We start from the raw sequence: 23,434 nt of genomic DNA on the forward strand, positions 1-23,434 counted from the left end.
ATTGTCGCCCGTGGCGTCACAGAATTATCTTCGCTACCTCAGCTGGCCTGAGACCGGCTATGTCGCAGCCTCGGCAGACGGACGCGTTATCAAGAACAGTTTCTGCGCCCAGACACATGCATGCGGTCAGGACGCCGAAACCGTCGCCCTGTCTGGCTGCAAAGCCAAATCCGGGGCTGCGGCCTGCACCATCATCTACACGCCGGCAGGCCAGACCCACGCGATCCGGCTGCATCCGCAGGCGGCATTTCTGAATGCTGGATACAGACCCATGCGGTATGAACTGGAACGCGGCACACAGCTTTCTTCTGGCTGGATGGCCTGGCGCGGTACACATAATGGCGCGCCCCATGACTATGAGATCGTCCTAGATAGTGCCGATGGTCAGGGTCGGTGCATTGGCACGTCCAAACGTATCACCAAGGCAGACAACTGGGCCTACGACATGACCTGCTCGACCGGACCGGATTTTGAAATTTCGACCCAATATGATCACGACACATCAATCGAAAGTGGGATCGGTCTCGACGAGGCAGGCCAGGCCATCCACCTGTCTCTGTTCAAGCTGCAGGATTAAAACAGCACGTCCTAAACAGGTGGGAGTCGTACCGGACGTTGCAGCATTTCGGTTGAGTTCACGATCCGCTTGACGCTGCGACGTTGCTCCGGCGTGAGCTTGCCTGCATCCGGGCCGCCTGCGGCCCTGTACCAGCTCCTGGCCAGCCGAATGGCGAGATCAAGAGGCTTTTCACCTCGGATCAGCTTGTCACTCGTCATTAAGCGAGACTGGCTGATCAACAGACCGTCCATGCCGTTGAACAGGAGTTCGGCGAGGATGATGTCATCCTCGTCTGGCGCCTCACGGCCGTTATTGGCCGCGATGAGCTTCGCAAATCCTTTGACCAGTTTGCTTTGCCGCGGCAGCCAGGATGCTGACACGCTATCCGGATTGATGTTGAAGTACCATTGCAGCAACTGCGTGTGGCCGCGGCGATTGATGTATTGCTGAACGGACCGCCAAGCGAGCAAAAAGGCTGAAGAGAACAGGTCTTCGTCTCCAATATTATCGAAATAGGCGAAGAACTGTTCAATATCCTCTTCCGCAATCGCGGTCATCAGACCGTCTTTGCTCTTGAAATGGAAGTAGATCGATCCGACCGTAATCTCGGTCTCTTCCACCACATCTTCAATTGAAATCGTGTCGAAATCCCGGACAGCCAAGAGGTTGCGGACACCTTCCTTAACGCGTCTGCGCGTCCTTTCCCCCTTGGTTATCTTTACCGGTTTGTCCTGGGTCTGAGGAGCACTCATCAGATCACCAATGTATGGAAGAAGCTGAAAACAACGATCATATATATACGCCTGCTAGTGAGGCCGCTCACATATGGGAACTCCCTTGATGAGGCAAGACGAGGCGACTCTGCCTGCCCAATGATGCGTCCAATTGCCTAGAAACGACCCGGTATTTCCAAGCCTAGGAAACCTAACAGTATTGTCGAATAAATCACGACAACCGCAAGACAGACGAAAACACCCAGATATACCACGGATATGCCGGGTCGTTCGCCCCCCCCACTGAGAATACGGCGCAAAGACAGAGCCGCCGTCAAGATCAAACCAAGAGCGCAAATCCAGGCCAGATTACCGAGAACACCCCACATCATCATCACCCAGTCTGCTTCCAGCAGGATACGTTGGGTCTGTATTTCCAGAACGAGCAGGGGCCATAGAAAAACCGAAAGGCCGAAGGCTCCTGCCGCGGTCGCCAATGCGCGGACCGGAAAACGCGCGAAGGCAACATTGCGGCTTAGAAATGCCAGCCCGGCTGTCATCAGCAGTAGGAAGGACGCAAAAATATGCAGTTCCTGCCGTACGGATGGCGATTGCAAACCCTCTGTTCGGTCCCAAACAGAGGGGTAATCATCAACGAAACTGACGATCTTCCCGTCAACTTCCTTGAAGGCAGCAGTCCGGCTGCCATCAGGTGTCATGAAAATGTTCGGTCCGACGGGCTTGAACCCTTTGCGACCACGGATGGTCAACGAGCTGTCGTCGGCGACCCTCACTTTGGCTTCGCCCTCATAACCAAAAATCTGCACAAATGTGGAATGGGCTCTCTGACGGTTCCAATAAGTGCCTTCGAAACGTTTAAGTGCTTCGGCTTTAACATCCGTGTTGGCTGTAGGAGCGAACTCTCTCGGTCCTAGATAAAAGCTGGCAATTGTATATGCCATGCGAAAGGGCAACCAAGCGCTGCCGACACCGTCCTGATTGAAGACCTTCCAGAATTGGTCCTTCCGGTCATAATAGGGTACGTCACCAACTTCCGTGACGAAAACACCCAGATCTTCGTCTGGCACCAAAAGCATGAAGGTTCGGAATGTCTGCACATTCCCGGAATGGCTCAGCGTCTTATGCCCGCTATAATCACCTACCCAGATCACAAAGCCAAATTTAGGGATGTTTGGAGCATTATAGTTAGATGCCATGGCCGTGTGCATCAGAGTGTAAGTCTCTGGCTGCAATAACTGCCGAGAAAATTCCGTCTCGCCCCGCTCAAGGTGCGCGCGCATGAATTTCGTCATGTCTTCAGCTGTCGAGTAAATCCCGCCTGAAGGAATGAAATAAGGGTGTTTCGGGAAGTAGGGAATCGTCTCCCAGGACCCGTCCTGTCTCAGGATAGCCGGTTTGGCCAAACCATCCGGTGGCGCGACACCGTCCTGCAAGTCCAATCCCGAATTCGTCATTCCGAGCGGCTGCATGATATTCTGTTCGACATAGTCGCCAAATGTCATTCCGCTCACGTCTTCAACGATTGCGCCCAACGTGGATACGCCGAAGTTGGAATAGACGCTTTCCTGTCCAGGCGGGCTGATCGGACGCGGCAGGAAGGATCGTATTTCATCGCCATCGACAGGCATGTCGTAATTCCGGGTTGTGAATGTGTGGACATCGAAGCTTTCCAGTCCACCCCGATGTGTGAGCAGGTCCGAGACCGTGATCGCCCGATTATAGGCGGTCGGCAGTTGAAACCGGGTCAAGTAGCGATTGGCCGGCGCATTCAGATCGACAAGTCCTTCATCGACGAGCTGCGCCAGAGCCGTCGCGGTAAACCACTTGCTGACCGAACCCAGACGGAATTGCGTCTGCCTCGGATCGATCGGGCTGCCGCCAGTCGGCGCGTCCATTCCGTAGCCGGACAGGCTGACGAGTTCCCCGTCCTTCATGACGGCAATCGAGGCACCGACATAAGGCGCGGCCCCCTTATCCTGGTTCGCCAGATCATCGATCAGCGATTGAACCTCTCCATAGTTGTTCAGATCAAGTGATTGCGGCTTTGGTTTCGTCACGCTCGAAAAAGCCGTCAGCATGATAATGATTATCATCGCCAGAAGCGCCAATCCCATAATGATGAGTGCCTGAAGCGGTTTCCGGATAGTGCGTCCATCTTGTTCTGAGTGCGCCATATATCCCCCGATGATCCGCAAGCAAAAGAAACTAGAATACAATTCTATTACATGCTAACGAACTCTGCGTCAATGATGGGAGGAACGGTCAGCGTGGTAGAGGGTTTTACAAGTCTAACCGATCGCATTGACGATTTTGCAAAAGCGCGGCCGGGCACTCCAGCCCTGATCGGCCCTGAGGAAATGCTCAGCTGGCGAGACTTGCAAAAACGGATGGATGGATGGGCGCATTCACTCTCTGAAGACCCACCCCCTGAAACGGTTGCGCTGCTCAGTACGAACACGCTGGACGGCCTGTGTGCCATGCTCGGGATTTTGAAGGTGGGGGCTTATGTCACGCTTCTGCCGTATCATGCCAGCGATGCCACAATTGAGGTTCTGCTATCCGATAGTGGTGCCACAGTTCTGGTGGGCGATTCAGATCGGCTGCAGGCCCTAGGCCACCTCCACGACGTCAAGACTCACAGTCTGGGAGAAACGATCTCGGCCATGAAAGCCGAGCCCTTTGAGTCCAATCCGGTGATCAACGCCAACACGCTCTTCAACTGCGCCTATAGTTCCGGAACTACCTCCAAGCCGAAGGGCATTCTGCAAAGCCATGGGTTGCGCAACTCGCAAATTCTGTCGGGCGGGATAATGGGAATGGGACCCGGCCGGGTCTCTATTCTGTCCACGCCGCTGGACTCCGATACGACGATTGTCGGCCTCGTTGGCGCGTTAGGCAACGGATCGACCGTGATATTGATGGAGCGGTTTTCTGCGGACGGTTTTTGCGAGTTGGTCGAAATGCACGGCGTAACTCATACGCTGATGGTTCCCGTGCAATATGAACGGATTCTGGCGTCCAACTCGTTCGACAACACAGACCTCTCATCGTTACAATTGTCACTTTGCACCGGCGCTCCTCTGAGCGTTGCGACCAAAATCGATCTGATGGACCGCTGGCCGGGAGCCTTTATCGAAGTCTACGGCTTAACGGAAGGCGGCGCCACCACGCTCCTCTCGCTGCGCGACAATCCCGAAAAGCTTTCCACGGTTGGCCGGCCTTTTCCAGGCACGGATATGCGCATCATTGGTGATGATGACGCGGAACTGCCGGTTGGAGAGATAGGAGAAATTGTCGGACGCGATGCCAACATGATGGTCGGATATACGGATGCGGATGCTCAGAGCGCCATTGTCTGGACATCTCCGGACGGCCTCGATTTCATCCGCACAGGGGATCTGGGGGCCTTTGACAAGGACGGCTTTCTGACAATCTGCGGACGCAAGAAGGACATGCTGATTTCAGGCGGTTACAATATCTACCCGCCTGACCTCGAGACTGCCTTGAGCCAGCACCCAGCCATATTCGAATGCGCCGTTATTGGCCGCCCGGACCAGCGCTGGGGCGAGGTGCCGGTCGCTTATGCGGGTTTGCGCTCAAATTGCGATCCGAGCCTTTTGAAACAATGGGTCAACGAGAGGCTCGGCAAAACACAACGCATTGCGGATGTCCGGATCATCAACTCCTTGCCGCGGAATGCTGGCGGCAAAGTCGACAAGAATGCACTCAGAATCATGGAAGAAGGAAAGCTCTCAGATGGCTGAAACCAAGCTGGAAACACTACAGGCGCTCGTCGGAACCACGTTCTCTCCAAGCGACTGGATCTTGGTCGATCAAGATATGATCACCAATTTCGGAAACCTGACACTCGACCCGGATCCTTACCACCAGAGCCCGGACTGGGCCGCCAAGCATAGCCCGTTCGGCGCACCAATTGCTTACGGATTCTTGACCGTCAGCCTGCTCAGCCATTTGCAGCGGTCCGCTTTTGTGAACTCCATGGCGACTGAGAACTCTTCCATTGGCGAGATCGGCATGCCGCTCAACTACGGATTTGATCGATTGCGGATGATCCAGCCTGTGAGAGCCGGACAGAGTATTCGTGGCGTTTTCAGCTTGAAGTCAGTGACTGAAAAGCCTGGCCGCGGCGTCCTCATGACCGTCTCCAGCACAGTGGAAATTCAAAAAGAGGACCGCCCAGCCATGATCGCGGATTGGCTGTTCATCGTCCCGTAGAGACCCTTCTCTGCAACCCGCATCTTATTGACGGGATCGTTACAGACCGAGAACCGGATGTTGAAACCGACCTTACTCACTACAGGCTTACTATGGTCCTTACTGGCTCCACAGACATGTCTAGCCAATGAAAACGGCTTCCTGTCCTACACGGCCGACCTTCTCGCCAATGTCGATGGCGGAATTGAAACCGGATATCGATATGTCGACCTATTCCATGGTGGATATGCTGTAGAGCTATCGCCTGCACTGCTTCTCCATGCCAGCGCGATATACGCTAATGGAGGGAACTTCACGACCGATCTGGTCGGCGATGATCAGACGATCGGCAATATCGAGTCCGGCACACCGCTTGCCCGATTATATGAGGCCTGGGCGGAAATCGGCAGTGAAAAAGTATCCCTGAAAATTGGTCTTTACGATGTCGGTAGCGAATTTGACGCGCTCGAGTTTTCGAGTCTCTTTCTAAACGGAACGTATGGGACCGGTTTCGACCTTGTGCAAGCTGGGCGTACCGGCCCTTCGATCTATCCGTTTCTGTCTTTTGGCGCCCGTGCCGCCTTCCGGCACGACGGCACTGCCCTTCGCGTGGCCGTACTGGACGGAGCGGCTGGTGACCCAGATGACTCGGACGATTTCGGTGTCGATTTAAACGCTGAAGACGGCATGTTCATCATCGGTGAAATAGAACGTTATGCCGATAACTGGCGTGTCTTTGCCGGAGCCTGGAGCTTCACGGGAGACTTCGAGAAAATTGCGCAAACACCGCAAGCCCCACCTGACTTCGGTTCCAATAGTGGCTTCTATGTACGGGGCGAATATAGTTGGACACTTAGAGACGGGCGGTCCCTTTCTACCTTTGCGCGGGTTGGCCTCGCAGATAGACAAGTCAATGTTTATGAGACCTTTCTCAGCACCGGCATGGTGCTAGACGCGCCATTTTCCCATCATCGCCCCAATGATCAAATGGGACTTGCCGTTGCAAGGGCCGGGTTAGGAGAGCCTGAACGCGCGGCGCGAGCGATTGCGACCGGCTTTAACGGCCTGGCCAGTTCCGCAACGGCCGAAACGAACATCGAACTGACTTACGCTTTCGCCTTATCCGACAACTTCGTTCTACAGCCCGATATTCAATATACTATCGATCCGGGAGCCACAGATAACATTGATAATGCTCTGGTATTCGGCTTCAGAATAGGCGCCGATTTTCCATTTTAGCCTGCCAAGTTAGTCGGCCAAGGTAAGCTGTTTTATACCGTAGTGCCAGACACAGAAGGCCCAAGCCTGTAAGACCGAATGCAAGGTTGGCTGGCCAAACTATGCGGAGGCCGGGATGGAGAAGCATCTCGGCTGCGGTCGCTCCTACAATCAGCGTCGCTAGCGAAATGAGCGCAAGCCGGCGTGAACACCATGCCACACCTCCCGTAACGGCGCTCATGAAGAGAAAAAGCCACGGATAGGCCCCCTCGCTCAAAGAGGCTTCCATCAGAAAAGGAGCCAGAACCAGAAGCGAAACCATTGCAGCGGGAGTGGCGATCAAGAATGCAAGCGCAAAGCGTCGTCCCCTATCCGGCCAATATCGCTCAAAGCTCATCACAGCTCCCAATGCGCACAGACAGGCGAGCAACAGGCCGACCCCGAGGGTCGGCAGCTTTGTTATGAAGCCATAGGATTGACCATAATGTAGCGGGGCGGAGGCTACAGCCATACGTGTCAACATATCCCCACCGCCACCATACACACTGATGCGTTTTCCAAGCACTATATCGTAGACGATTTCGATATCCCGACGCAGGGGGCCTGCCTTCTCTCTATATTCGACGATGGCCAGTACCGACGTATCTGAGTCCGGTTTGACCCGGACAGATCGTACAATTCCAGGGCCAACTAATTCGGAGGCATCTCGCAGTGCTGCATCGAGGCCAGGGCTCATGAATTCTGGCGCTTGCAAACTGGAGTGCGATACAGGCGCTGACGCCGATAATGCCTCGCGAACCTGTTCGAGCACCATAATCGTACCGGTACCAATCACGAATATGGCCGGAAGAAACACAATGCGACCAAGACGGCGATGCAGATCCCATCTTCGATATTTTGCAGGTCGTTTCTTGCTGTCACGCCGAACCCTGGACCAAACCTTGGGCAGCAAACTCCCGACAATTAGCAGCAGGACCGCTAGCAAACCGATCAATCCCAGTAATATCCGCCCAAGATCACCGGACAGCCCCAAATCAGTATGCAGATTTCTGATATAACGAACCGGCCCAACAGTCGGGTAGGACGGAAGCAATCGTCCTGAAGGGGAGACATATTGCGCTTCACCGTCACCAACCCTGACGGTCCATACAGGTCGGTCCGTGCGAGGTGGAATGAAAAGAGCCTCTTCTTTGTCATCACCCATCATGACCGACAGCAAAACTGACGCCGTTACCGGCTGAACATAGTCAACTCTGTGGGTTGGTCGTTCCCATACATATAAGTCATCTTCGAATACCGATGCCACACCAGCGCAAACAACAAAAAACAGAATTAGGGATAACCATCCGCCTAAGACGACATGAAAGGTTCGAAGCCGATGCTTGAATGACATACGTGCCCTCACTCATAATAGAATACAGTTCTATTATGAGTGAGGCTTTCTAAGCTTGCAATCGATATAGCCCAAAGAAACGCGCCTCTTGGCCCGAAAAGTGTCTCCCTTTGAGAGATGCTCTTTTAGATTATTGAGGCTCCTGGCATGGATCGTCCGCGTTCAGCATTAGGATCAGACCACGTCACGTCAGTATCGGTCAGGATACGATTATGACCTACAAATTGCCCACATTTTGACCTACAAATTTCGTTGACTGACCCCCTAAGTCATTGTATCTAAAAGAAATCAAGGGTTCATGCTGGTCTTCTCGGCCGCACCATTTTCCTTTTTTCGATCGAATATCACGCTGTCATTCGCACGCTGATCTGATGGTCTGAGTCTCCTCCAGACAAAAACCCGCCCTGATGGGTGGGTTCGATGAGGCTTTGTATGCGTGTTAGAAGCGGCGTTTCAGGCTGGCTGAGAAGGTGGTTCCGATATCGTAGCCATCAATAACGATTTCCGTGCCGCCGGCTTCCTGCGTGGCTTTATAGTCATCGTCCAGAATGTTCTGGACCTTGAAGCCGAATTCGTAATCGCCGCCCCCCATGTCAAACGGCACATTGACGACAAGGTCGAGGCTGAGCGGAAGCTGCTCGATCACAGCCGGGGCGCGGTCCGATAGCGACTCGACGACGCGGATGCGATCGCTGCTATAGTTCAGCAGCAGGAAGGCATCCCAGCCCGCATCCACATTCTTGACCCCGATCTGAACATTTGCGAGGTGATCAGACTGCCCCTGGAGGCGACGGCCATCCGTGTAGAGACCGGCGGCATTGACCACATTCGGCGCCGAAATCTGCGAAAGATTGGCAGCGGAATTGGACAGGATATTCACAGTTCCGTCAGCGGACACAGAGCTATCGACATAGGTATAGTTCGACCGGACCACAAAATCCTGCCCGCCCATGAGGTTTTCGAACAAAGGAATATTTGCCGGAATGGCGAAAGTCTTTTCGAACTCCAACTCAAGACCGAACACTTCGGCGCTCGGCGCGTTGAGGAAGCTGGTCGTGATGTTGCCGTCGGCTTCATCGAAGACGAATTCCTCGATCGGGTTTGTCAGATCCTTGTAGAATCCACCGATCGTGATGAACTGGTTGGCACCGAAATAATATTCCAGACGACCGTCCAGGTTAATCGCTTCGGAGTTTTGCAGGAACGGATTGCCGATAAAGATGTCTTCGGTTTCCGTATTGCGAAACTCGCTCGGAGTTAGTTCACGGAATTGCGGCCGGTTGATGGTCTTGGATGCGGCCAAGCGCATCTGCCAGTCACCGAATGTGTAAGTCAGCGTCGCCGCCGGAAGCGCGTAGCTGTCTTCCAGATCGTCAAAGCGGAATTCCTGAGTTGAAAATGGCGTCTGACGAACGAGGGTGGTCTGTGTAGAATCCTCATAACGGAAACCGGCGGACACGCGCAGATCCCGCGTAATTTCGCTTTCCAGCGAGGCGTAACCCGCCATCACTTCCAGACCCGTATCGGAGACACGCGGGAAGCCGACCGAGCCCGCCGAACTGATCGTCGTGAAATTGGCATCGAAAAGCGTGTCAGAGAATAGCTGATCGATCCGCGCGGTCCGGAACAGGAGAAGGTCTGCTCGGTTGGAGGCCTGACCGGGTTCGTAGAAATAGCTGATTTCTTCGGTGTCCCGGCTCTTGTCGAGATAGGCCCCGCCCAGCTTCAGCGTCACTTCGCGGTCCGTCAGATCGAAGGGGATTTCGAAATCAAGCCCGGCATCGATTGTTTCATCGTCCAGCTGCGAGAAGTTCGTCCGGTTATTGCTCTGTCCGAAGCGGGCTACTTCGAAAACGAACCCGTCTGCGTCGCCGGGTTCGTCAATATAGCCGACGAAGCGCTCATATGGCGCTTCCCGACCGGCTTGGGCGTACATGGCGCGCCAGCTGATCTGCGCGTCGTTGAAGCCCGAGAGGAAGTGCTCGCCGAAAACCTGACCGAGATAGACTTCGCGCTCGAACCACTCAGTGAAATCGTTCCGCACCGGGTCACCATCGCGATTCAGACCGGCGACGACACGCGCTTCGGCAGAGGATTGACGGGTCATCAGACCGACGACTTCGACCGTATTGTCAGGATCAAATTCCACGCCGACCGTTAGAAGGCCGTTCAGGGCGATCGAATTCTCGGTCGAGGTCCGGACAAACTGGTTGCGCACTTCGAGCGTATCGTTCGCCCCGATCACCGCGGTATTGTCGGTTGCGCGCCGCGTCTCCCAACTATTGTCATAACCAAGAGTTGCGAGAACACCGATGGATTGCCCGCCGTCAAGATCGTAGCGATCCCCCGCTGAAACCCGGAAACCCCCATTGAAGGGAATATTGTCTTCATTATCGACAATCAGCGTCGAGAAGCTTTCCAGATTGGCGGTCGGAATGCCGGCAGCGTCGAGGGCCGGCAAGTCGCGCAGACCGTCGTCAAAACCCAGCCAGTCCGTGTCAGACCCGCCATAGAGGAAGCCTTTGCGCAGGCTGGTTTCCGTATTAGCAGAGGCTGACACGGTCAATTCGAGGAACCGCTCATCAGGCAGCGCCTTGGTGCTGAGCGCAATGGCCGCACCGCCAAATTCCCCCGAAAATTCCGGATCGAATGTCTTGCTGACGACGGCGTCTGACAAGACCGATGTCGGAAACAGATCGAGTGGTGCGACACGCCGCAAGGGCTCGGGCGACGGCAGGGGCGAGCCGTTCAGCGTCGCGTTGGCGTAGCGTTCGTTAAGACCGCGCGCGATCACGAACTTGCCGCGGTTCAGTGACAGACCCGTCACGCGCGTCAATGCCGAGGCGATATCGCCGGCCCCGATTTGGGCGAAGACTTCCTCGTCCAGGACGGAGGTGATTTCCGATGTGATGCGTTTTTCGTTCGGGATGAAGACACCGGTCGCAATGACTTCGTCACTGGTCGGCGTCGGGTCGGCGGCGGCATCCTGCGCCGTCGCCAGTTCCGGCACACTCAGCGCGGAGCCCAGCAGAAGCAGAGCCAGAAATTTGTTTTGAGCTTTCGTCACGGCGATGATCCGTCCCTGTCAAATTTTATGCCGACCCATCGGGTCGGCTGCGTCATTCACGAATTGGCTGGCGACACGCAGAGGACGCCAGCCCGACATTTGCGAAACACGATCCGTCGTCCCGCAAATGTCCTGAAGGGCTTATTGGTCGACCAGCAGGGTCCAGCCCTGATACCAGTCGTCATTCGCATCCTCGACGGCACCGATATAGTCGACGACGTCAAAGAAGCTGTCGACAGCATTGACGTTTGTCGCTGTGACGGCGGCCTCTGCCGTACCCGGTGCGTAACGATCTCCGCCAACCGGACGGGCTGCGAAGTCGGTCACATTGCCACCTAGCTGATTGTTCGAGCCATTGGCCAGAGCGGCCAGCTGCGGGGCGGTTGTGTCACCGTCACTGCGCAGATCCTCGGCATTGCCCGAAATCAGCATGGAGTTCAGCGCGATATTACCCGTCGTCGCCTGTGTGATCGTTGCAGCATTGTCGATATCAAAGCCGGCTTCGTCGAAATTGGTGATGATGCCATTATAGAGATCGCCCGCCGTACCTTCGCGCAGCAGGACACCAATATCGGTACCGGTTCCGCCGACGAATGTCAGGTTTGACAAGGTTGGGTTGGAACGCGGCGTGACATCGTTGTTGCCGGAACGGTTATCGGCCTCGATACCCTGATCGCCGATACCGTCAGCCTGATCGATGATGACATATTGGACTTTTCCGTCCCAGCCATCCGTCCAGTCGAGCGAGTCATCACCGATACCTGTCAGGACGAGGTGCTTGACATTGACCGAACCACCGAAAAACTCGACACCGTCATCCACATTGTTGTGAACCTGAACGAAGTCGACCTGCGTGCCCGAGCCGACTCCCTGGAAGGCAATGCCGTTCAGCTCGTCGTCATTATTGATCAGATTACCGGCAAAAGAGACGCGCGTGTAGAACAGGTTGCCGGAATTATCATCGGCTGTCCCGCCACCATAGAGACCGGAAGAGCCTTCGCCGGAGCGTTCGCAGCCAGTCGTGCCCGGCGTCACTGTGCCGTCGATACAGCGGTTGATGGGCCCACGGCCATTGATCACCAGACCGCCCCATTTGCCCCGGTCATTGGCCAGATCGGCGGTTCCGAACACTTCGGCACGCGACGTCATGACGACAGGAGCCGTGGCCGTCCCGTTGGCGCGGATCTGGCTACCGCGCGAGATGACGAGGTAATCCTCGCCCTGAGCGCCGTAGAGGGTCGTCCCCGCATCGATCGTCAGGATCGCCGTATCGGCACCTGCAGCCGGAGCCGCCGGATCAGAGCCTGCATCGATCCCGATGAAGACGGCCCCTTGCAGTTCATAGGCGAAATTATTGTTCAGCCGGACATTGTCCGTGATCGTCCCGGACAGGGAGCAGATCGACTTACCGCCGACCACGTCACCTGTGCTGAGCGTGCCCGTAGGACATTCGGTGGGGGATTCGAACAGGCCGAATGTCCAGCCCTGTGCCCAGTTGCTGTCCTCAGTCTCGGTCGGCGAGAACGCACCGATAAAATTCAGATTGTCGAAGCCTGCGACCATGGACACATCGACGGCTGGAATGACGTTTTCACGATTGCCGGGGAAATAGCCATCGCTCAGCGAGTTGTTGCCTAGTGCGATATTCGGGCTGTTGGTAATGATCGCATTCGTATCGACCGTTTCACCGGAATCACCGCTCAGCACATTGACGGAATTGTCGAGCAGGATCGATGCGAAGGAGAGCTCGCCGCTTTGCAGATGCTGGAGCGTCAGATCATTATCGACATCGATACCGGCATCCGGGAAATTGACGATGACGCCATTGACGATGCGTCCGCGCGTGCCTTCGCGAACGAGAATGCCGATATCGCCGTCCTGACCGACGAAGGTGAAGTTCGAGATGGTCGGGTCAGAGAAAGGCGTGGCGCCATTATTGCCCGAGCGGTTATCGGCTTCGATCCCCTGATCGCCGGCACCGCCTGCATGCTGGATCAGAACGCGTTGCGCGCCACCCTGCCAGCCATCCGTCCAATCGAGCGAGTCATCGCCATTCCCTGTCAAAACGAGGTGCGTACAGGTGACATTGCCGCCGAAAAACTCGACGCCGTCATCCGCATTATTATGAACCTGAATATGGTTGCAGGTCGTGCCGGACCCGACGCCCTGGAAGGCGATGCCATTCAGCTCGTCGTCATTATTGATCAGATTACCCGCATACTTGACCTGAATATATTCCAGCGTCCCGGCATTGTGTGCCGTGTTGCCGCCACCATAAAGACCCGAGGACCCTTCACCGGACCGTTCGCAGCCTGCCGTACCCGGCGTGACGGTCGCGTCGATGCAGCGGTTGATCGGCGCATCGCCATTGATGACCAGTCCCCCCCAGAGGCCGCGATCATTGATCGGATCGACCGTTCCAAGAACGTCTTCGATCGATGTCATGATGATCGGCTCTGCGGCTGTGCCGGTCGCGTTCAGGCGGGACCCACGCGAGACGACCAGATAGTCCTGACCCGTCTCACCGAAGATTGTCGTGCCCGCAGGAATAGTCAGCGAGACATTGGCCACACCGTCTTCGCCGACGAAGACCGGACCTGACAGTGCGTAGCCATTTTTGGCCTCAAGCGTCAGATTGGCGGAAATCGTCCCTGAAATCGTACACGCTTCGACCTGTCCGACAATGTTGCTTTGCCCGTCCGTGAGGTCGAGCGTACTGCGGACCGTCCCTGTCTGGCAGTCATCGCCAGGAACCAGATCGACGAAGTTCTGTGACACAGGCGGTGTGCCGCCACCGCCACCACCGCCGCCAAGCGTGATCGGCCCGGCGCTTCCGGGCGATGATGTGGAGCCGCCACAGGCGGAGAGGACAAGACCGGCAGCCGTTGCGAGCAGGGCCAGCTTCAAGGACTGGTTTGACATGAATTTTGCCTCACGAGGATCGAAAAAATCGCGCGCGAGGAATCGTTCGTCGGACCCTCGCAATCTGTGAAGGGCCACACCACCGAAATGTGACGAGAGGACAATAATTGCATGTCGCTTCAGTGAAAGGACCATGAAGCTTCAATGACGGAGGATGTGGACAACCCGGCTAAGCGCTTGTTGCAAAAGAAAACCCGCCTGCAGGAGGCGGGTCGTCAGTTTCTGGCGATGCGAAGATCCGTTCTCGGACCGACTGAATAGGTCAGTCGAGGGTCTCCATCTGGACCGCAACAGCGTCCCATCCGGGCCGCAGGTCCAGCGCGCGCTGATAGGCCTGCCGCGCCTTCACCGTATCGCCGGCCATCTGGTACGTCAGACCCAGACCATATTCGGCGAGCGGCGCAACCGAACCGCGATTGCTGCAATCTTCGAAGTGGCCACGAGCAGCCATCAGGTCATTGTCCAGCATGGCGGCAAAGCCCTGCCCCAGCGTCGCCAGGCCTTCATGATCGGCAAGATCCCCAGCGCGTGTAAAATCCGTCGCCGCGTCATCGAAGCGCCCGAGCGCCATTTTATGCAGACCGCGACGCGACAGGATATGAGCGCGAATTGTTTCGTCAGGGCCGGCAGCGCGAAGAACCTTCGTGCAGGCGCGGATTGCGCGCGAACTGCTGTCTTCGCTCATGCAATCGCTTAAGAGACCCTGCGATGTCGCTGTGCCTGTACTCAAGCCGTATGCGATCCCGGAGTCCGGAAAGGTCTCGACAGCTGCTGCTGTTGTCGCCGTGGCCAGTGCCAGTCCGGCTGCTAGAAAAAACGCTTTCATGTGCGCCTCCAAATTTCAGGCCGAATAATTCTAATTTGGAACATGCGGCTATCGGCTTCACGGAGCATGTTTTTCATTTCTGTGACCATTATGTGACACAGCCGTCACATGAATGTCAATAATTCAATGACACTTATGTGACACATATCGTCACAGACACGTTATAGTTGGGTTAACGGCAGATATTCGGTCGCATGGCAAAGCATCGCCGTGGCTATCGCCAAGCGTGACGAATTCGGAGTTTCTTAGCGTAGCCGGTTTTTGGATCGCGCGGCCATCGCGCGGACTGGAACGAGTCCGGCGGGCAGAACAGACGGAGCGAGATCAGCCCTCGGCGCTGCTACCCTTCTGGGACATTGTGTCCTTGATCTGCAGCTTCTGACGCTTGAGCTGCGAGATCCGGACATGGTCAGGGGAGGGACTTCGGAGCTCTCGGGCGATCTGATCTTCAATCTCACCATGACGGGATTGCAGTTTTTCCAGATGAGCCGATAGCGCCATGAAGACCTCCATTATGGGCGATTGGAAATGTCCCATAGCACAAGCCTTTATCTGCCGCTACACTCCGACCATGAACGATGGTCAAGACTCAGACGATTCCAGCGCAGACAGCCTGCCAGATGTGGCGGACATGGCGAATCCGGATGCCGAACGGCAGGAAGCGCAGACGCTGCTAGAGCAGCTGCGTCTGGAGCATCGCCGCATTGATCAGGAGATCAACGCCCTGATCGAAACGGGTGTCGCCGACATGCTGAAGGTTCGGCGGATGAAAAAGATCAAGCTGTCGATCAAGGACCAGATCGCCTATCTGGAAAACCAGCTGACGCCCGACATTATTGCCTGAAGACCAACGCCGCTAACGCGGCTCGACGACCGTGGTCGTATCGATCGATTGTGTTCGCTTGCACAGATACATGGCCCGGTCGGCCCGATCAAGAATCTGTTCCGGAGTCTGTGCGATCTCGCACGGTGCCACGCCCCAGCTCGCACCGATTGAGATCAAACCGTCTGGATGTACGATCGACTGCTCTCCGATCCGGCAGCTCAGCACACCCGCCTTGGCCTCCGCAATGGCCGCGTCCGACTTGAACAGCAGAACGCCGAATTCATCGCCCCCCAGACGCGCTACCATATCGCACTGGCGAACACCGGATAGCAGCGTGTCGGCCACACGCTCCAGCAGCTTGTCGCCGATCCCGTGGCCATAGCGGTCGTTAATCGCCTTGAATCCGTCCAGATCAAAAAAGATGATCGAAGACATGAGGTCATAGCGGTCCAGCACGGACTGGGCACGCTCGACTTCACGCATGAAGGCCCGGCGATTATAGAGCGGCAGCAGCGGATCCATGTCCGCCATACTTTCCAGTTCGAGGACACGCAGCCGCAAACGCGTCACTTCCTCGTTCAGCACACGGTTGCGCTCGACCAGCTCGGCATCCGTCACACCCAGCTGCTCTGCGACCGGGTCCGCCGCCGTCTGCAGCAATGTCGATATCGGCGTGGAAACGGTCAAGCGCGCGCGGTCCTGTGCTGTGTCTTTACGGGCAAAGCCGCAGCAGACCCCCATGACCTGCCCCGACGATCTGCCCCATGATCGTCAGCGCACACTGCCCCAGCGCCGGTTAATGGCCAGCTAAGACGAGGCGGATTTTCACGATCGCTCCTTTGAAAGGCGTGACCAACCTGACGGACGCGGGGGCCGACGCGGTCTCGATTGACCTTGTTGCGGCAATCGCTATGGTTGGGCGCTTTCCAGCGGCGGAAGCGAGTCTCCCCCTCATGAGCACCCCATCTGTTTCTCCTTCGGCTGTTCCTTCTTCGGCAACACCTCCGGTCGCCATCATCATGGGCTCGACCAGTGACTGGCCGACCATGGAACATGCGGCCATGATCCTGGACGAACTCGGCATTGCCTATGAGGCGACCGTGATTTCGGCCCACCGCACGCCGCAGCGACTCTATGATTTTTCCACCGCCGCTGCCGAACGCGGTTTCAAGGTTGTCATTGCCGGCGCGGGCGGCGCGGCGCATTTGCCCGGCATGTGCGCGTCCATGACCCGCCTGCCCGTACTGGGCGTCCCGGTAGAGTCCAAGGCATTGTCCGGAATGGACAGCCTGTTGTCGATCGCGCAGATGCCTGGCGGCGTGCCCGTCGGTACGCTCGCAATTGGCAAGTCCGGCGCGAAGAATGCAGGCCTGCTGGCAGCCGCCATGCTGGCCACGTCCGACGATAGGCTGGCGGCGCGGCTGGATGACTGGCGCGCGCGGCAGACCGACAGTATCGGCACGGATCCCCGCGGCTAGACAGCAGACGAGATCCCCATGACGCCCCTCCCTCCCGGATCCACGATCGGCATTCTCGGCGGCGGACAGCTGGGTCGCATGCTGGCGCTTGCCGCGGCCCGGCTGGGCCTGAAAACCCATAGTTACGGCCCCTGCGACAGCGACCCTGCCGGACAGGTTTCGACCCATCATACCCAGGCCGCCTATGATGATGAGGCGGCGCTCGCCCGCTTCGGCGCGAGCTGCGACGTCATCACCTATGAGTGGGAATCGATCCCGCTTCGCGCCGTCGAACTGGCCGGGGCGGGCAAGCCGATCGCGCCCAACCTGAATGCCTTGCGCACGGCGCAGGACCGGCTGCTGGAGAAGACATTTCTATCGGGCCTGCCGGGCGTGTCCGTTGCCCCGTTCCGGGAAGCGGGCGACAGCATCCACGCCATGCGTCGGGCGATCCAGTTTCTCGGCCTGCCCTGCGTGGTGAAAACACGGCGCGGCGGCTATGACGGCAAGGGTCAGGCGGTGATCCGCGACGAATCCGATATCGTTCCGGTCTGGGAAGCGCTTGGCGCTTTTGACCTGATTCTGGAAGGCTTCGTCGATTTCACCCGCGAAGCCAGCGTGATCTGTTCGCGCAATCCGCAAGGCGACGTCAAGGCCTGGCCGCTGACCGAGAATGTTCACCGGGATCATATTCTGCACAGCTCGACCGCCCCTGCGGCGGGTGACGACGGCACGCCAAGCCGGATCGCCCGCACCATTGTCGACGCGCTTGATTATGTTGGCGTCATTGGCGTCGAACTGTTCGACACGCCACAAGGCTGGCTGGTCAACGAAATCGCCCCGCGCGTTCACAATAGCGGCCACTGGACCCAGGATGCGGGCTGCACCGATCAGTTCGAACAGCATATTCGCGCCGTCGCCGGATGGCCGCTCGGTGACACCACCCCGGCCTGGCCCGTTCAGATGACCAATCTGATCGGAACGGACGCCCAAAGCTGGGACGTCCTCGCCCATGACCCCTCGGCCCGCATTCATCTTTACGGCAAGACTGAGATGCGCGACGGGCGGAAAATGGGCCATGTGAATCGCCGCCTCTGACCGTTCGGTCCCAGTGTCGAGCCCTTTACCCAGCCCCTCGCTTCCACATCACCCAATTCTCCCGCCCCATCCATCTGCCCTTGGCTTTCATTACCGGAACCTAGCGGAATGGAATGCAGTCTGCGGTCTGCGGTCTGGCTGTTTCGTAGGTCCCGGAGGCTTCATCGGTCGGCCTATCTCGCAACCCTCTCGGTTAGATGCACCGGTAGGCGATAAGCCGTTCTGAAAGTTATAAACGAGTTCAGCCCGCTCTTAACCCTGCCGCAGGACCCGTCCTGCGACTGCGTCGAGCTTTGCCACCAGTTCCGGATCGCGCGCATCCGGCGGGGTGATGATGGCGACGTCGAGGTTGGTTTCGATGCCGGCGGCGCAGGCGGTCCGGGGGGTGCCGGAGAGCGTTTCGCAGAGGGTCCTGACCGTATTGGCGGCGGTTTTCGCATTCTGCTGCAGGATAGCGATGACACTGGCGACATCGACGCTGCCATGATCCGGATGCCAGCAATCATAGTCCGTCACCATGGCCAGGGTCGCATAGGGCAGTTCGGCTTCGCGGGCGAGTTTGGCTTCGGGCATGTTGGTCATGCCGATCACGTCGCAGCCCCATTGCCGATAGAGCGCGCTTTCCGCCTTGGTCGAGAATTGCGGGCCTTCCATGGCCAGATAGGTCAGATGGTCGCCATCCCCCGCCCGGTGTACCGTCGCGCCAGCCGCCTGTGCCGCGTCCGTCGCCAGACCCGACAGGCGCGGGCAGACCGGATCGGCGACAGAGACATGAGCTACGCAGCCGGGACCGAAAAAACTTTTTTCCCGCGCAAATGTCCGGTCGATGAACTGGTTGACGGCGACAAAATCCCCGGGAGCATAGGCTTCCTGCAGGGACCCGACGGCGCTGAGCGACAGCACATCTGTGCATCCCGCACGTTTGAGCGCATCGATATTGGCGCGGTAATTGACGGTCGTTGGCGTTAGTGAATGGCCGCGCCCATGACGCGGCAGGAAGCGCAGACTGACGCCCTTATAGTCGGCAAAGAGAATATCATCTGACGGCGCGCCCCAGGGCGTATCGATGGCGATCCATTGTTCGTTTTCGAGCCCGTCAATATCGTAAAGACCAGAGCCGCCGAGAATGCCCAGCACCCATTGGGACATCTAGTGATGCCCGCCGATCGGCGCAATCGGATCGAGCTTGAAGACGCGGTCGCAATATTTGCAGATCACGAAATCGTCTTCGCCCATATCGAGCCAGGTCACAGGGTGGCCCAGCGCACCGCCGCCACCGTCGCATCTGACGCGCTTGCTGCCCGTCATCACGACATCGTTTTCCGTGTCTTCGAGGCGGGGTGTGGGCGAAATATTCTTGGAAACCATGTCCGGGCCGATCCTTGTCGTTACGCGCTCACGCGTCTAAGCCTCCGCCCCATGTCAGACAAGCCTCAACATGCGCCCGCGCACGACACAGCTGCGATCGAACTGATCGACCTGAAGAAAACCTATAAGGCGTCGCGCAAGGCCCCGGCCAAGACCGCTCTGCACGGCATCGACCTGACGATTCCACGCGGCAGTATTTTCGGCCTGCTGGGTCCGAACGGCGCGGGCAAAAGTACGGCGATCAACATCCTGGCCGGTCTGGTCAACAAATCGTCCGGCACGGCGCGGATCATGGGCTATGACATAGAGCGCCAGACGCGACAGGCCCGCGCCTCGATCGGTATCGTGCCGCAGGAAATCGCCATGGATGTGTTTTTCACGCCCTATGATGCGCTGGAACTGCAAGCCGGTTATTATGGTGTGCCGAAGTCTGAACGCCGGACGATGGAAATTCTCGACGCGCTGGGTCTGGCGGATAAGCGCGACGCCTATGTACGGCAACTCTCAGGCGGGATGAAACGCCGCCTGCTGATCGCCAAGGCCCTGGTGCATAATCCGCCCGTCCTGATCCTCGACGAACCGACGGCGGGTGTCGATATCGAGCTGCGCCGCCAGCTCTGGGACTATGTGCAGGAGCTGCATGCGCGCGGCACGACCGTGATCCTGACAACGCATTATCTCGAAGAAGCCGAAGCGCTCTGCGATCAGATCGCGATCATCCACCATGGCCGCATCGTCGCCAATGAAAGCAAGGATACATTGCTGTCCCGGATGGATCGGCGTATCCTCGTGATCACGCCCGCCGAGGCGCTGTCCGCCGTGCCGGACAGTCTGTCCGATCTCGACGCCGCGCTAGAAGACGGTAATCTGATCATCACCTATCAGAAGGGCAAGGATTCAGTCACGGGACTGATGAACCGGGTCAAGGATGCCGGGCTGAGCATCGACGATCTGCGCACGGATCAACCCGATCTGGAAGATGTCTTCCTGCAGCTGACCTATGGCAGTGACGGTGTCGCGGCGTAGGGCAGGCTAGTGCCGCCCAACTATCGCATCGGCTTGCTGGGGGCCTCGCGGATTGCGCCTAAGTCTATCATCGCGCCCGCACTAAAGCGCGCAGACTGTACCATTGCCGCCATCGCCTGCCGGGATGTCGAGCGCGGGCGCGTCTACGCCGCTGAACATGGCGTGCCAGAGGCGGACGTGTGTGGGAGCTATGCCGGGCTTTGCGCGCGCGACGATATTGACATCATCCATAATGCGCTGCCGCCAAGCCTGCATCTGGAAACGGCCCGCGCCGCCATGGGCAAGGTCCAGCTGATCGAAAAACCCTTCGCCATGAATGCCGCCGAGGCGCAAGCGATTGCTGCCTTGCCCGGCGTGATCATGGAAGCGTTTCATCACCGTTATCACCCCGCCTTCGGCCTGTTCCTGCAATGGGTGGACGCGGTCCGTCCGCTCACCCGCCTGGAAGGCCGCTTTCACGCGACCATCCCGTACCAGCCCGACGCGCTCCGTCATATTGCCGCGCTGGGCGGCGGCGGGCTGATGGATCTGGGCACCTACCCGCTGCAGATCGCGCGGACGCTGGCGGAGGGCGAGCCGACCGTGATCCGGGCCCTCGCGACCGAAGGCCAGCCGCGCATCGACCTGTTCATGGAAGCCGAACTCGATTTCGGTGACGGTCTGACGGCGACAATTAGCAGCGACATGAGTGAAGGGATTGAGCGCCTCAACTATTTCGAAGTCATCGGCTCAGGCGGCACGGTGCGTATGGACAATCCGGTTCACCCTTATCGTGGCTGCCGGATCACCGGGCCGCAGGGAATGGTGACGGATGCGGATCACACGCGCTGGCGCACAATCACGACTTATGACGCGCAACTCGCCCATCTGATCATGAGCCTCGGCATGGGCGTTCAGCCCTTGACCGATGCGGCCTCAGCCGTGCAGCAGATGCGCGCGATCGACGCCATTTATGACGCCAGCGGCCTAGGACAGAGATGAATGGGACACAGATGAGCACAGTACTGATTACCGGATGCTCGACAGGGCTGGGCGTTGCGATGAGCGTGAAGGCCGCGCAGGCGGGCCACACCGTCGTGGCAACCATGCGAAATCTCGACAAGCGCGGGCAAATCGACGCGGCGCTCACAGAGGCCGGTGTGACGGCGGATGTTCGCATGCTCGACGTGACCGATCAGACCAGCATCGATGCCTGCATCGCCGGCGTATTGAACGATCATGGCCGGATCGACGTGCTGATCAACAATGCCGGCGCGGCCCAGCTGCGCACCACGGAGCAGGCCAGCGATGCCGAGCTGCAATGGATCACGGACGTCAATTATTACGGTGTCGTGCGCATGACCAAAGCCGTTCTGCCCGGCATGCGCGAGACGCGGTCAGGACGGATCATCAATATCTCATCCGTCGGCGGGCTGGTCGGTCAACCCTTCAACGATTTCTACTGCGCAGCCAAATTTGCCGTTGAGGGTTATACGGAAAGCCTGGCGTCCTATGTCGGACCGGCCTTCGGCATCCATTTCAGCCTGATTGAGCCGGGCGGCATCAATACGGCGTTTGCGGATAATGCGCTGGCCCATTTTGCCCAATCCGGCGGCATGCTCGACGATGAATATAAACCGTTGCTCGAAGCCTATATTGGCGGCGCGCAGAGCCGGGCGGAAAGCTCAGACGACCCTGGCAGCTTCGCCTATCAGAGCGCGGACGCAGTCGCCGATATCGTCATGGACGTGATGAGTGCCGGCCAGCCCCCGCTGCGCACCCGCACGAGCGACTGGTCGGAAGCGTTCACAGCCCGCAAGACCCAGGCTGATCCGACAGGGTTGAAACAGCGCGACGATGTGGTGGAACGATTTCTGGGAACCTATGATTTCGGGAGCTAAGAACGCCTCCCCCGGTATTATCCGGGCCTATTCAGCGGCGGCGCGCTCCAGTTCGGCAATATCGATCTTTCCCATCGCCATCATGGCGGCCTGAACGCGGCCTGCGGCGGGGCCGCCTTGACTGAGTAGCTGCGGCAGGGCTTTCGGAACGATCTGCCAGTGCATGCCAAACCGATCGACCAGCCAGCCACATTGGCGCGCCTCGCCCCCTTCCGTCAGCTTTGCCCACAGATCATCCGTTTCGGCTTGATCCTCTGTCAGAACCGAGATCGAGTGCATCTGGGTTGAGACGGGTTCGGCAATGCCGTTCAATGTCATGAAGGGCGCACCGCCAAGCCGGAATTCCACGACCAGCACCGGCCCGTCCGGACCGGGTCTGACGATCTGCTCGATCTCGCTATCCGGCAAAAGGCTGACATAAAAGCGCGCCGCCTCTTCCGCTTCAGATTGCAGCGACAGACATGTGCGGACTTTGGCTGCGAAATTCACGGCCTACGCTTCCAGCAGCACGTCAAAGCCACCGAATATCATCCGGCTGCCATCGAACGGCATCTCGTTATCCACCATGTCCGGATCGGTCATGATCTTTTCCCACCCTTCGTCGCGCACCGTCTTGGACGGCCAGACGATCCAGGAGAAGACAACCGTCTCGTCATCCTTGCGCTGCACCGCCGTATGGAGGGAGTTGATCTTTCCTTCCGGAATATCGTCACCCCAGCATTCGACCATGGACAACGCGCCGTGCCGTTTGAACACGGTGACGGCGGCCTTGGCATGATCCAGATAAGCCTGCTTATTTACAGTCGGAACGGCCGCGACGACCCCATCGATGTAGCTCATAGGAT

22 protein-coding genes are annotated in these 23,434 nt (G+C 57.7%); 10 read left to right on the top strand and 12 right to left on the bottom strand.

The window, feature by feature from the left end:
- Positions 1 to 10: 10 nt before the first annotated feature.
- Entirely contained in the window at positions 11 to 577 is a 567-nt protein-coding gene (locus AB6B39_RS14120) for a hypothetical protein (protein ID WP_284372665.1), read from the top strand.
- 11 nt (positions 578 to 588) lie between these two features.
- Here AB6B39_RS14120 and AB6B39_RS14125 read toward each other — a convergent pair whose 3' ends face one another.
- On the bottom strand, positions 589 to 1,221 hold the full coding sequence (locus AB6B39_RS14125) for a TetR/AcrR family transcriptional regulator (protein WP_284372663.1): 633 nt from the start codon (positions 1,219 to 1,221) through the stop codon (positions 589 to 591).
- Positions 1,222 to 1,448: 227 nt separating this feature from the next.
- Positions 1,449 to 3,407, bottom strand: coding sequence for a serine hydrolase domain-containing protein (locus AB6B39_RS14130; protein ID WP_371398636.1), 1,959 nt, complete (start codon positions 3,405 to 3,407; stop codon positions 1,449 to 1,451).
- A 111-nt stretch (positions 3,408 to 3,518) separates the two neighbouring features.
- Here AB6B39_RS14130 and AB6B39_RS14135 point away from each other — a divergent pair, with 111 nt between their 5' ends.
- The 3 genes from AB6B39_RS14135 to AB6B39_RS14145 are packed head-to-tail and all read left to right on the top strand — an operon-like array spanning position 3,519 to position 6,747.
- Positions 3,519 to 5,057 carry a class I adenylate-forming enzyme family protein gene (locus tag AB6B39_RS14135; RefSeq protein ID WP_371398637.1) on the top strand — a complete coding sequence of 513 codons (1,539 nt, stop codon included), beginning with the start codon at positions 3,519 to 3,521 and terminating at the stop codon, positions 5,055 to 5,057.
- Positions 5,050 to 5,529, top strand: a complete 480-nt coding sequence (locus AB6B39_RS14140) for a MaoC family dehydratase (RefSeq protein WP_284372656.1) — start codon at positions 5,050 to 5,052, stop codon at positions 5,527 to 5,529. Before AB6B39_RS14135 ends, AB6B39_RS14140 begins: the two co-directional genes overlap by 8 nt.
- 57 nt (positions 5,530 to 5,586) lie before the next feature.
- Positions 5,587 to 6,747, top strand: a complete 1,161-nt coding sequence (locus tag AB6B39_RS14145; RefSeq protein WP_371398638.1) for a carbohydrate porin — start codon at positions 5,587 to 5,589, stop codon at positions 6,745 to 6,747.
- Here the strand turns inward: AB6B39_RS14145 and AB6B39_RS14150 are convergent.
- The 5 genes from AB6B39_RS14150 to AB6B39_RS14170 form a co-directional block, all read right to left on the bottom strand.
- Entirely contained in the window at positions 6,719 to 8,119 is a 1,401-nt protein-coding gene (locus AB6B39_RS14150) for a PepSY-associated TM helix domain-containing protein (protein WP_284372652.1), read from the bottom strand. The genes AB6B39_RS14145 and AB6B39_RS14150 overlap by 29 nt on opposite strands.
- A 439-nt stretch (positions 8,120 to 8,558) precedes the next feature.
- Positions 8,559 to 11,186 carry a TonB-dependent receptor domain-containing protein gene (locus AB6B39_RS14155; RefSeq protein ID WP_284372650.1) on the bottom strand — a complete coding sequence of 876 codons (2,628 nt, stop codon included), beginning with the start codon at positions 11,184 to 11,186 and terminating at the stop codon, positions 8,559 to 8,561.
- 141 nt (positions 11,187 to 11,327) lie between these two features.
- The gene (locus tag AB6B39_RS14160) at positions 11,328 to 14,108 is read right to left on the bottom strand and encodes a hypothetical protein (protein ID WP_284372648.1); all 2,781 of its coding nucleotides are present in this window, start codon (positions 14,106 to 14,108) and stop codon (positions 11,328 to 11,330) included.
- Between the two features lie 262 nt (positions 14,109 to 14,370).
- A complete protein-coding gene (locus tag AB6B39_RS14165) occupies positions 14,371 to 14,934 on the bottom strand; it encodes a tetratricopeptide repeat protein (protein WP_284372646.1) in 564 nt (187 codons plus the stop codon).
- 324 nt (positions 14,935 to 15,258) lie between these two features.
- On the bottom strand, positions 15,259 to 15,471 hold the full coding sequence (locus AB6B39_RS14170; RefSeq protein WP_371398639.1) for a YdcH family protein: 213 nt from the start codon (positions 15,469 to 15,471) through the stop codon (positions 15,259 to 15,261).
- Positions 15,472 to 15,505: 34 nt separating this feature from the next.
- Here AB6B39_RS14170 and AB6B39_RS14175 point away from each other — a divergent pair, with 34 nt between their 5' ends.
- Positions 15,506 to 15,778, top strand: coding sequence for a YdcH family protein (locus AB6B39_RS14175; RefSeq protein WP_284372642.1), 273 nt, complete (start codon positions 15,506 to 15,508; stop codon positions 15,776 to 15,778).
- Between the two features lie 12 nt (positions 15,779 to 15,790).
- Here AB6B39_RS14175 and AB6B39_RS14180 read toward each other — a convergent pair whose 3' ends face one another.
- Positions 15,791 to 16,447: a GGDEF domain-containing protein gene (locus AB6B39_RS14180; protein WP_284372640.1), complete on the bottom strand. Its 657-nt coding sequence runs from the start codon at positions 16,445 to 16,447 to the stop codon at positions 15,791 to 15,793.
- Between the two features lie 266 nt (positions 16,448 to 16,713).
- Here AB6B39_RS14180 and purE point away from each other — a divergent pair, with 266 nt between their 5' ends.
- Positions 16,714 to 17,238: a 5-(carboxyamino)imidazole ribonucleotide mutase gene (purE, locus tag AB6B39_RS14185; protein ID WP_284372638.1), complete on the top strand. Its 525-nt coding sequence runs from the start codon at positions 16,714 to 16,716 to the stop codon at positions 17,236 to 17,238.
- Between the two features lie 18 nt (positions 17,239 to 17,256).
- Positions 17,257 to 18,315 carry a 5-(carboxyamino)imidazole ribonucleotide synthase gene (locus AB6B39_RS14190; RefSeq protein ID WP_284372637.1) on the top strand — a complete coding sequence of 353 codons (1,059 nt, stop codon included), beginning with the start codon at positions 17,257 to 17,259 and terminating at the stop codon, positions 18,313 to 18,315.
- 252 nt (positions 18,316 to 18,567) lie between these two features.
- Here the strand turns inward: AB6B39_RS14190 and AB6B39_RS14195 are convergent, their stop codons facing one another.
- Positions 18,568 to 19,464, bottom strand: a complete 897-nt coding sequence (locus tag AB6B39_RS14195; RefSeq protein WP_284372636.1) for an S-methyl-5'-thioadenosine phosphorylase — start codon at positions 19,462 to 19,464, stop codon at positions 18,568 to 18,570.
- Positions 19,465 to 19,623: a zinc-finger domain-containing protein gene (locus AB6B39_RS14200; protein ID WP_371398770.1), complete on the bottom strand. Its 159-nt coding sequence runs from the start codon at positions 19,621 to 19,623 to the stop codon at positions 19,465 to 19,467.
- 111 nt (positions 19,624 to 19,734) lie between these two features.
- Between AB6B39_RS14200 and AB6B39_RS14205 the strand changes: the two genes are divergently transcribed.
- Genes AB6B39_RS14205 through AB6B39_RS14215 form a run of 3 tightly spaced genes read left to right on the top strand, consistent with a single transcriptional unit; the run spans position 19,735 to position 22,589 of the window.
- Entirely contained in the window at positions 19,735 to 20,709 is a 975-nt protein-coding gene (locus AB6B39_RS14205) for an ABC transporter ATP-binding protein (RefSeq protein WP_284372633.1), read from the top strand.
- 9 nt (positions 20,710 to 20,718) lie between these two features.
- A complete protein-coding gene (locus AB6B39_RS14210) occupies positions 20,719 to 21,690 on the top strand; it encodes a Gfo/Idh/MocA family protein (protein ID WP_284372631.1) in 972 nt (323 codons plus the stop codon).
- A gap of 11 nt (positions 21,691 to 21,701) precedes the next feature.
- Positions 21,702 to 22,589 (top strand): SDR family oxidoreductase, encoded by an 888-nt coding sequence (locus tag AB6B39_RS14215; RefSeq protein ID WP_284372629.1) that lies wholly within the window; start codon positions 21,702 to 21,704, stop codon positions 22,587 to 22,589.
- 27 nt (positions 22,590 to 22,616) lie between these two features.
- Here the strand turns inward: AB6B39_RS14215 and AB6B39_RS14220 are convergent, their stop codons facing one another.
- Both AB6B39_RS14220 and AB6B39_RS14225 read right to left on the bottom strand, forming a co-directional pair.
- Positions 22,617 to 23,078 carry a VOC family protein gene (locus AB6B39_RS14220; RefSeq protein WP_284372627.1) on the bottom strand — a complete coding sequence of 154 codons (462 nt, stop codon included), beginning with the start codon at positions 23,076 to 23,078 and terminating at the stop codon, positions 22,617 to 22,619.
- Positions 23,079 to 23,081: 3 nt separating this feature from the next.
- Complete coding sequence (locus AB6B39_RS14225) at positions 23,082 to 23,429, bottom strand: DUF1428 domain-containing protein (protein WP_284372625.1); 348 nt, start codon at positions 23,427 to 23,429, stop codon at positions 23,082 to 23,084.
- Positions 23,430 to 23,434: the final 5 nt, after the last annotated feature.

It is taken from the genome of Algimonas porphyrae (genome assembly GCF_041429795.1).
In the GTDB taxonomy this organism is placed as follows: domain Bacteria; phylum Pseudomonadota; class Alphaproteobacteria; order Caulobacterales; family Maricaulaceae; genus Litorimonas; species Litorimonas porphyrae.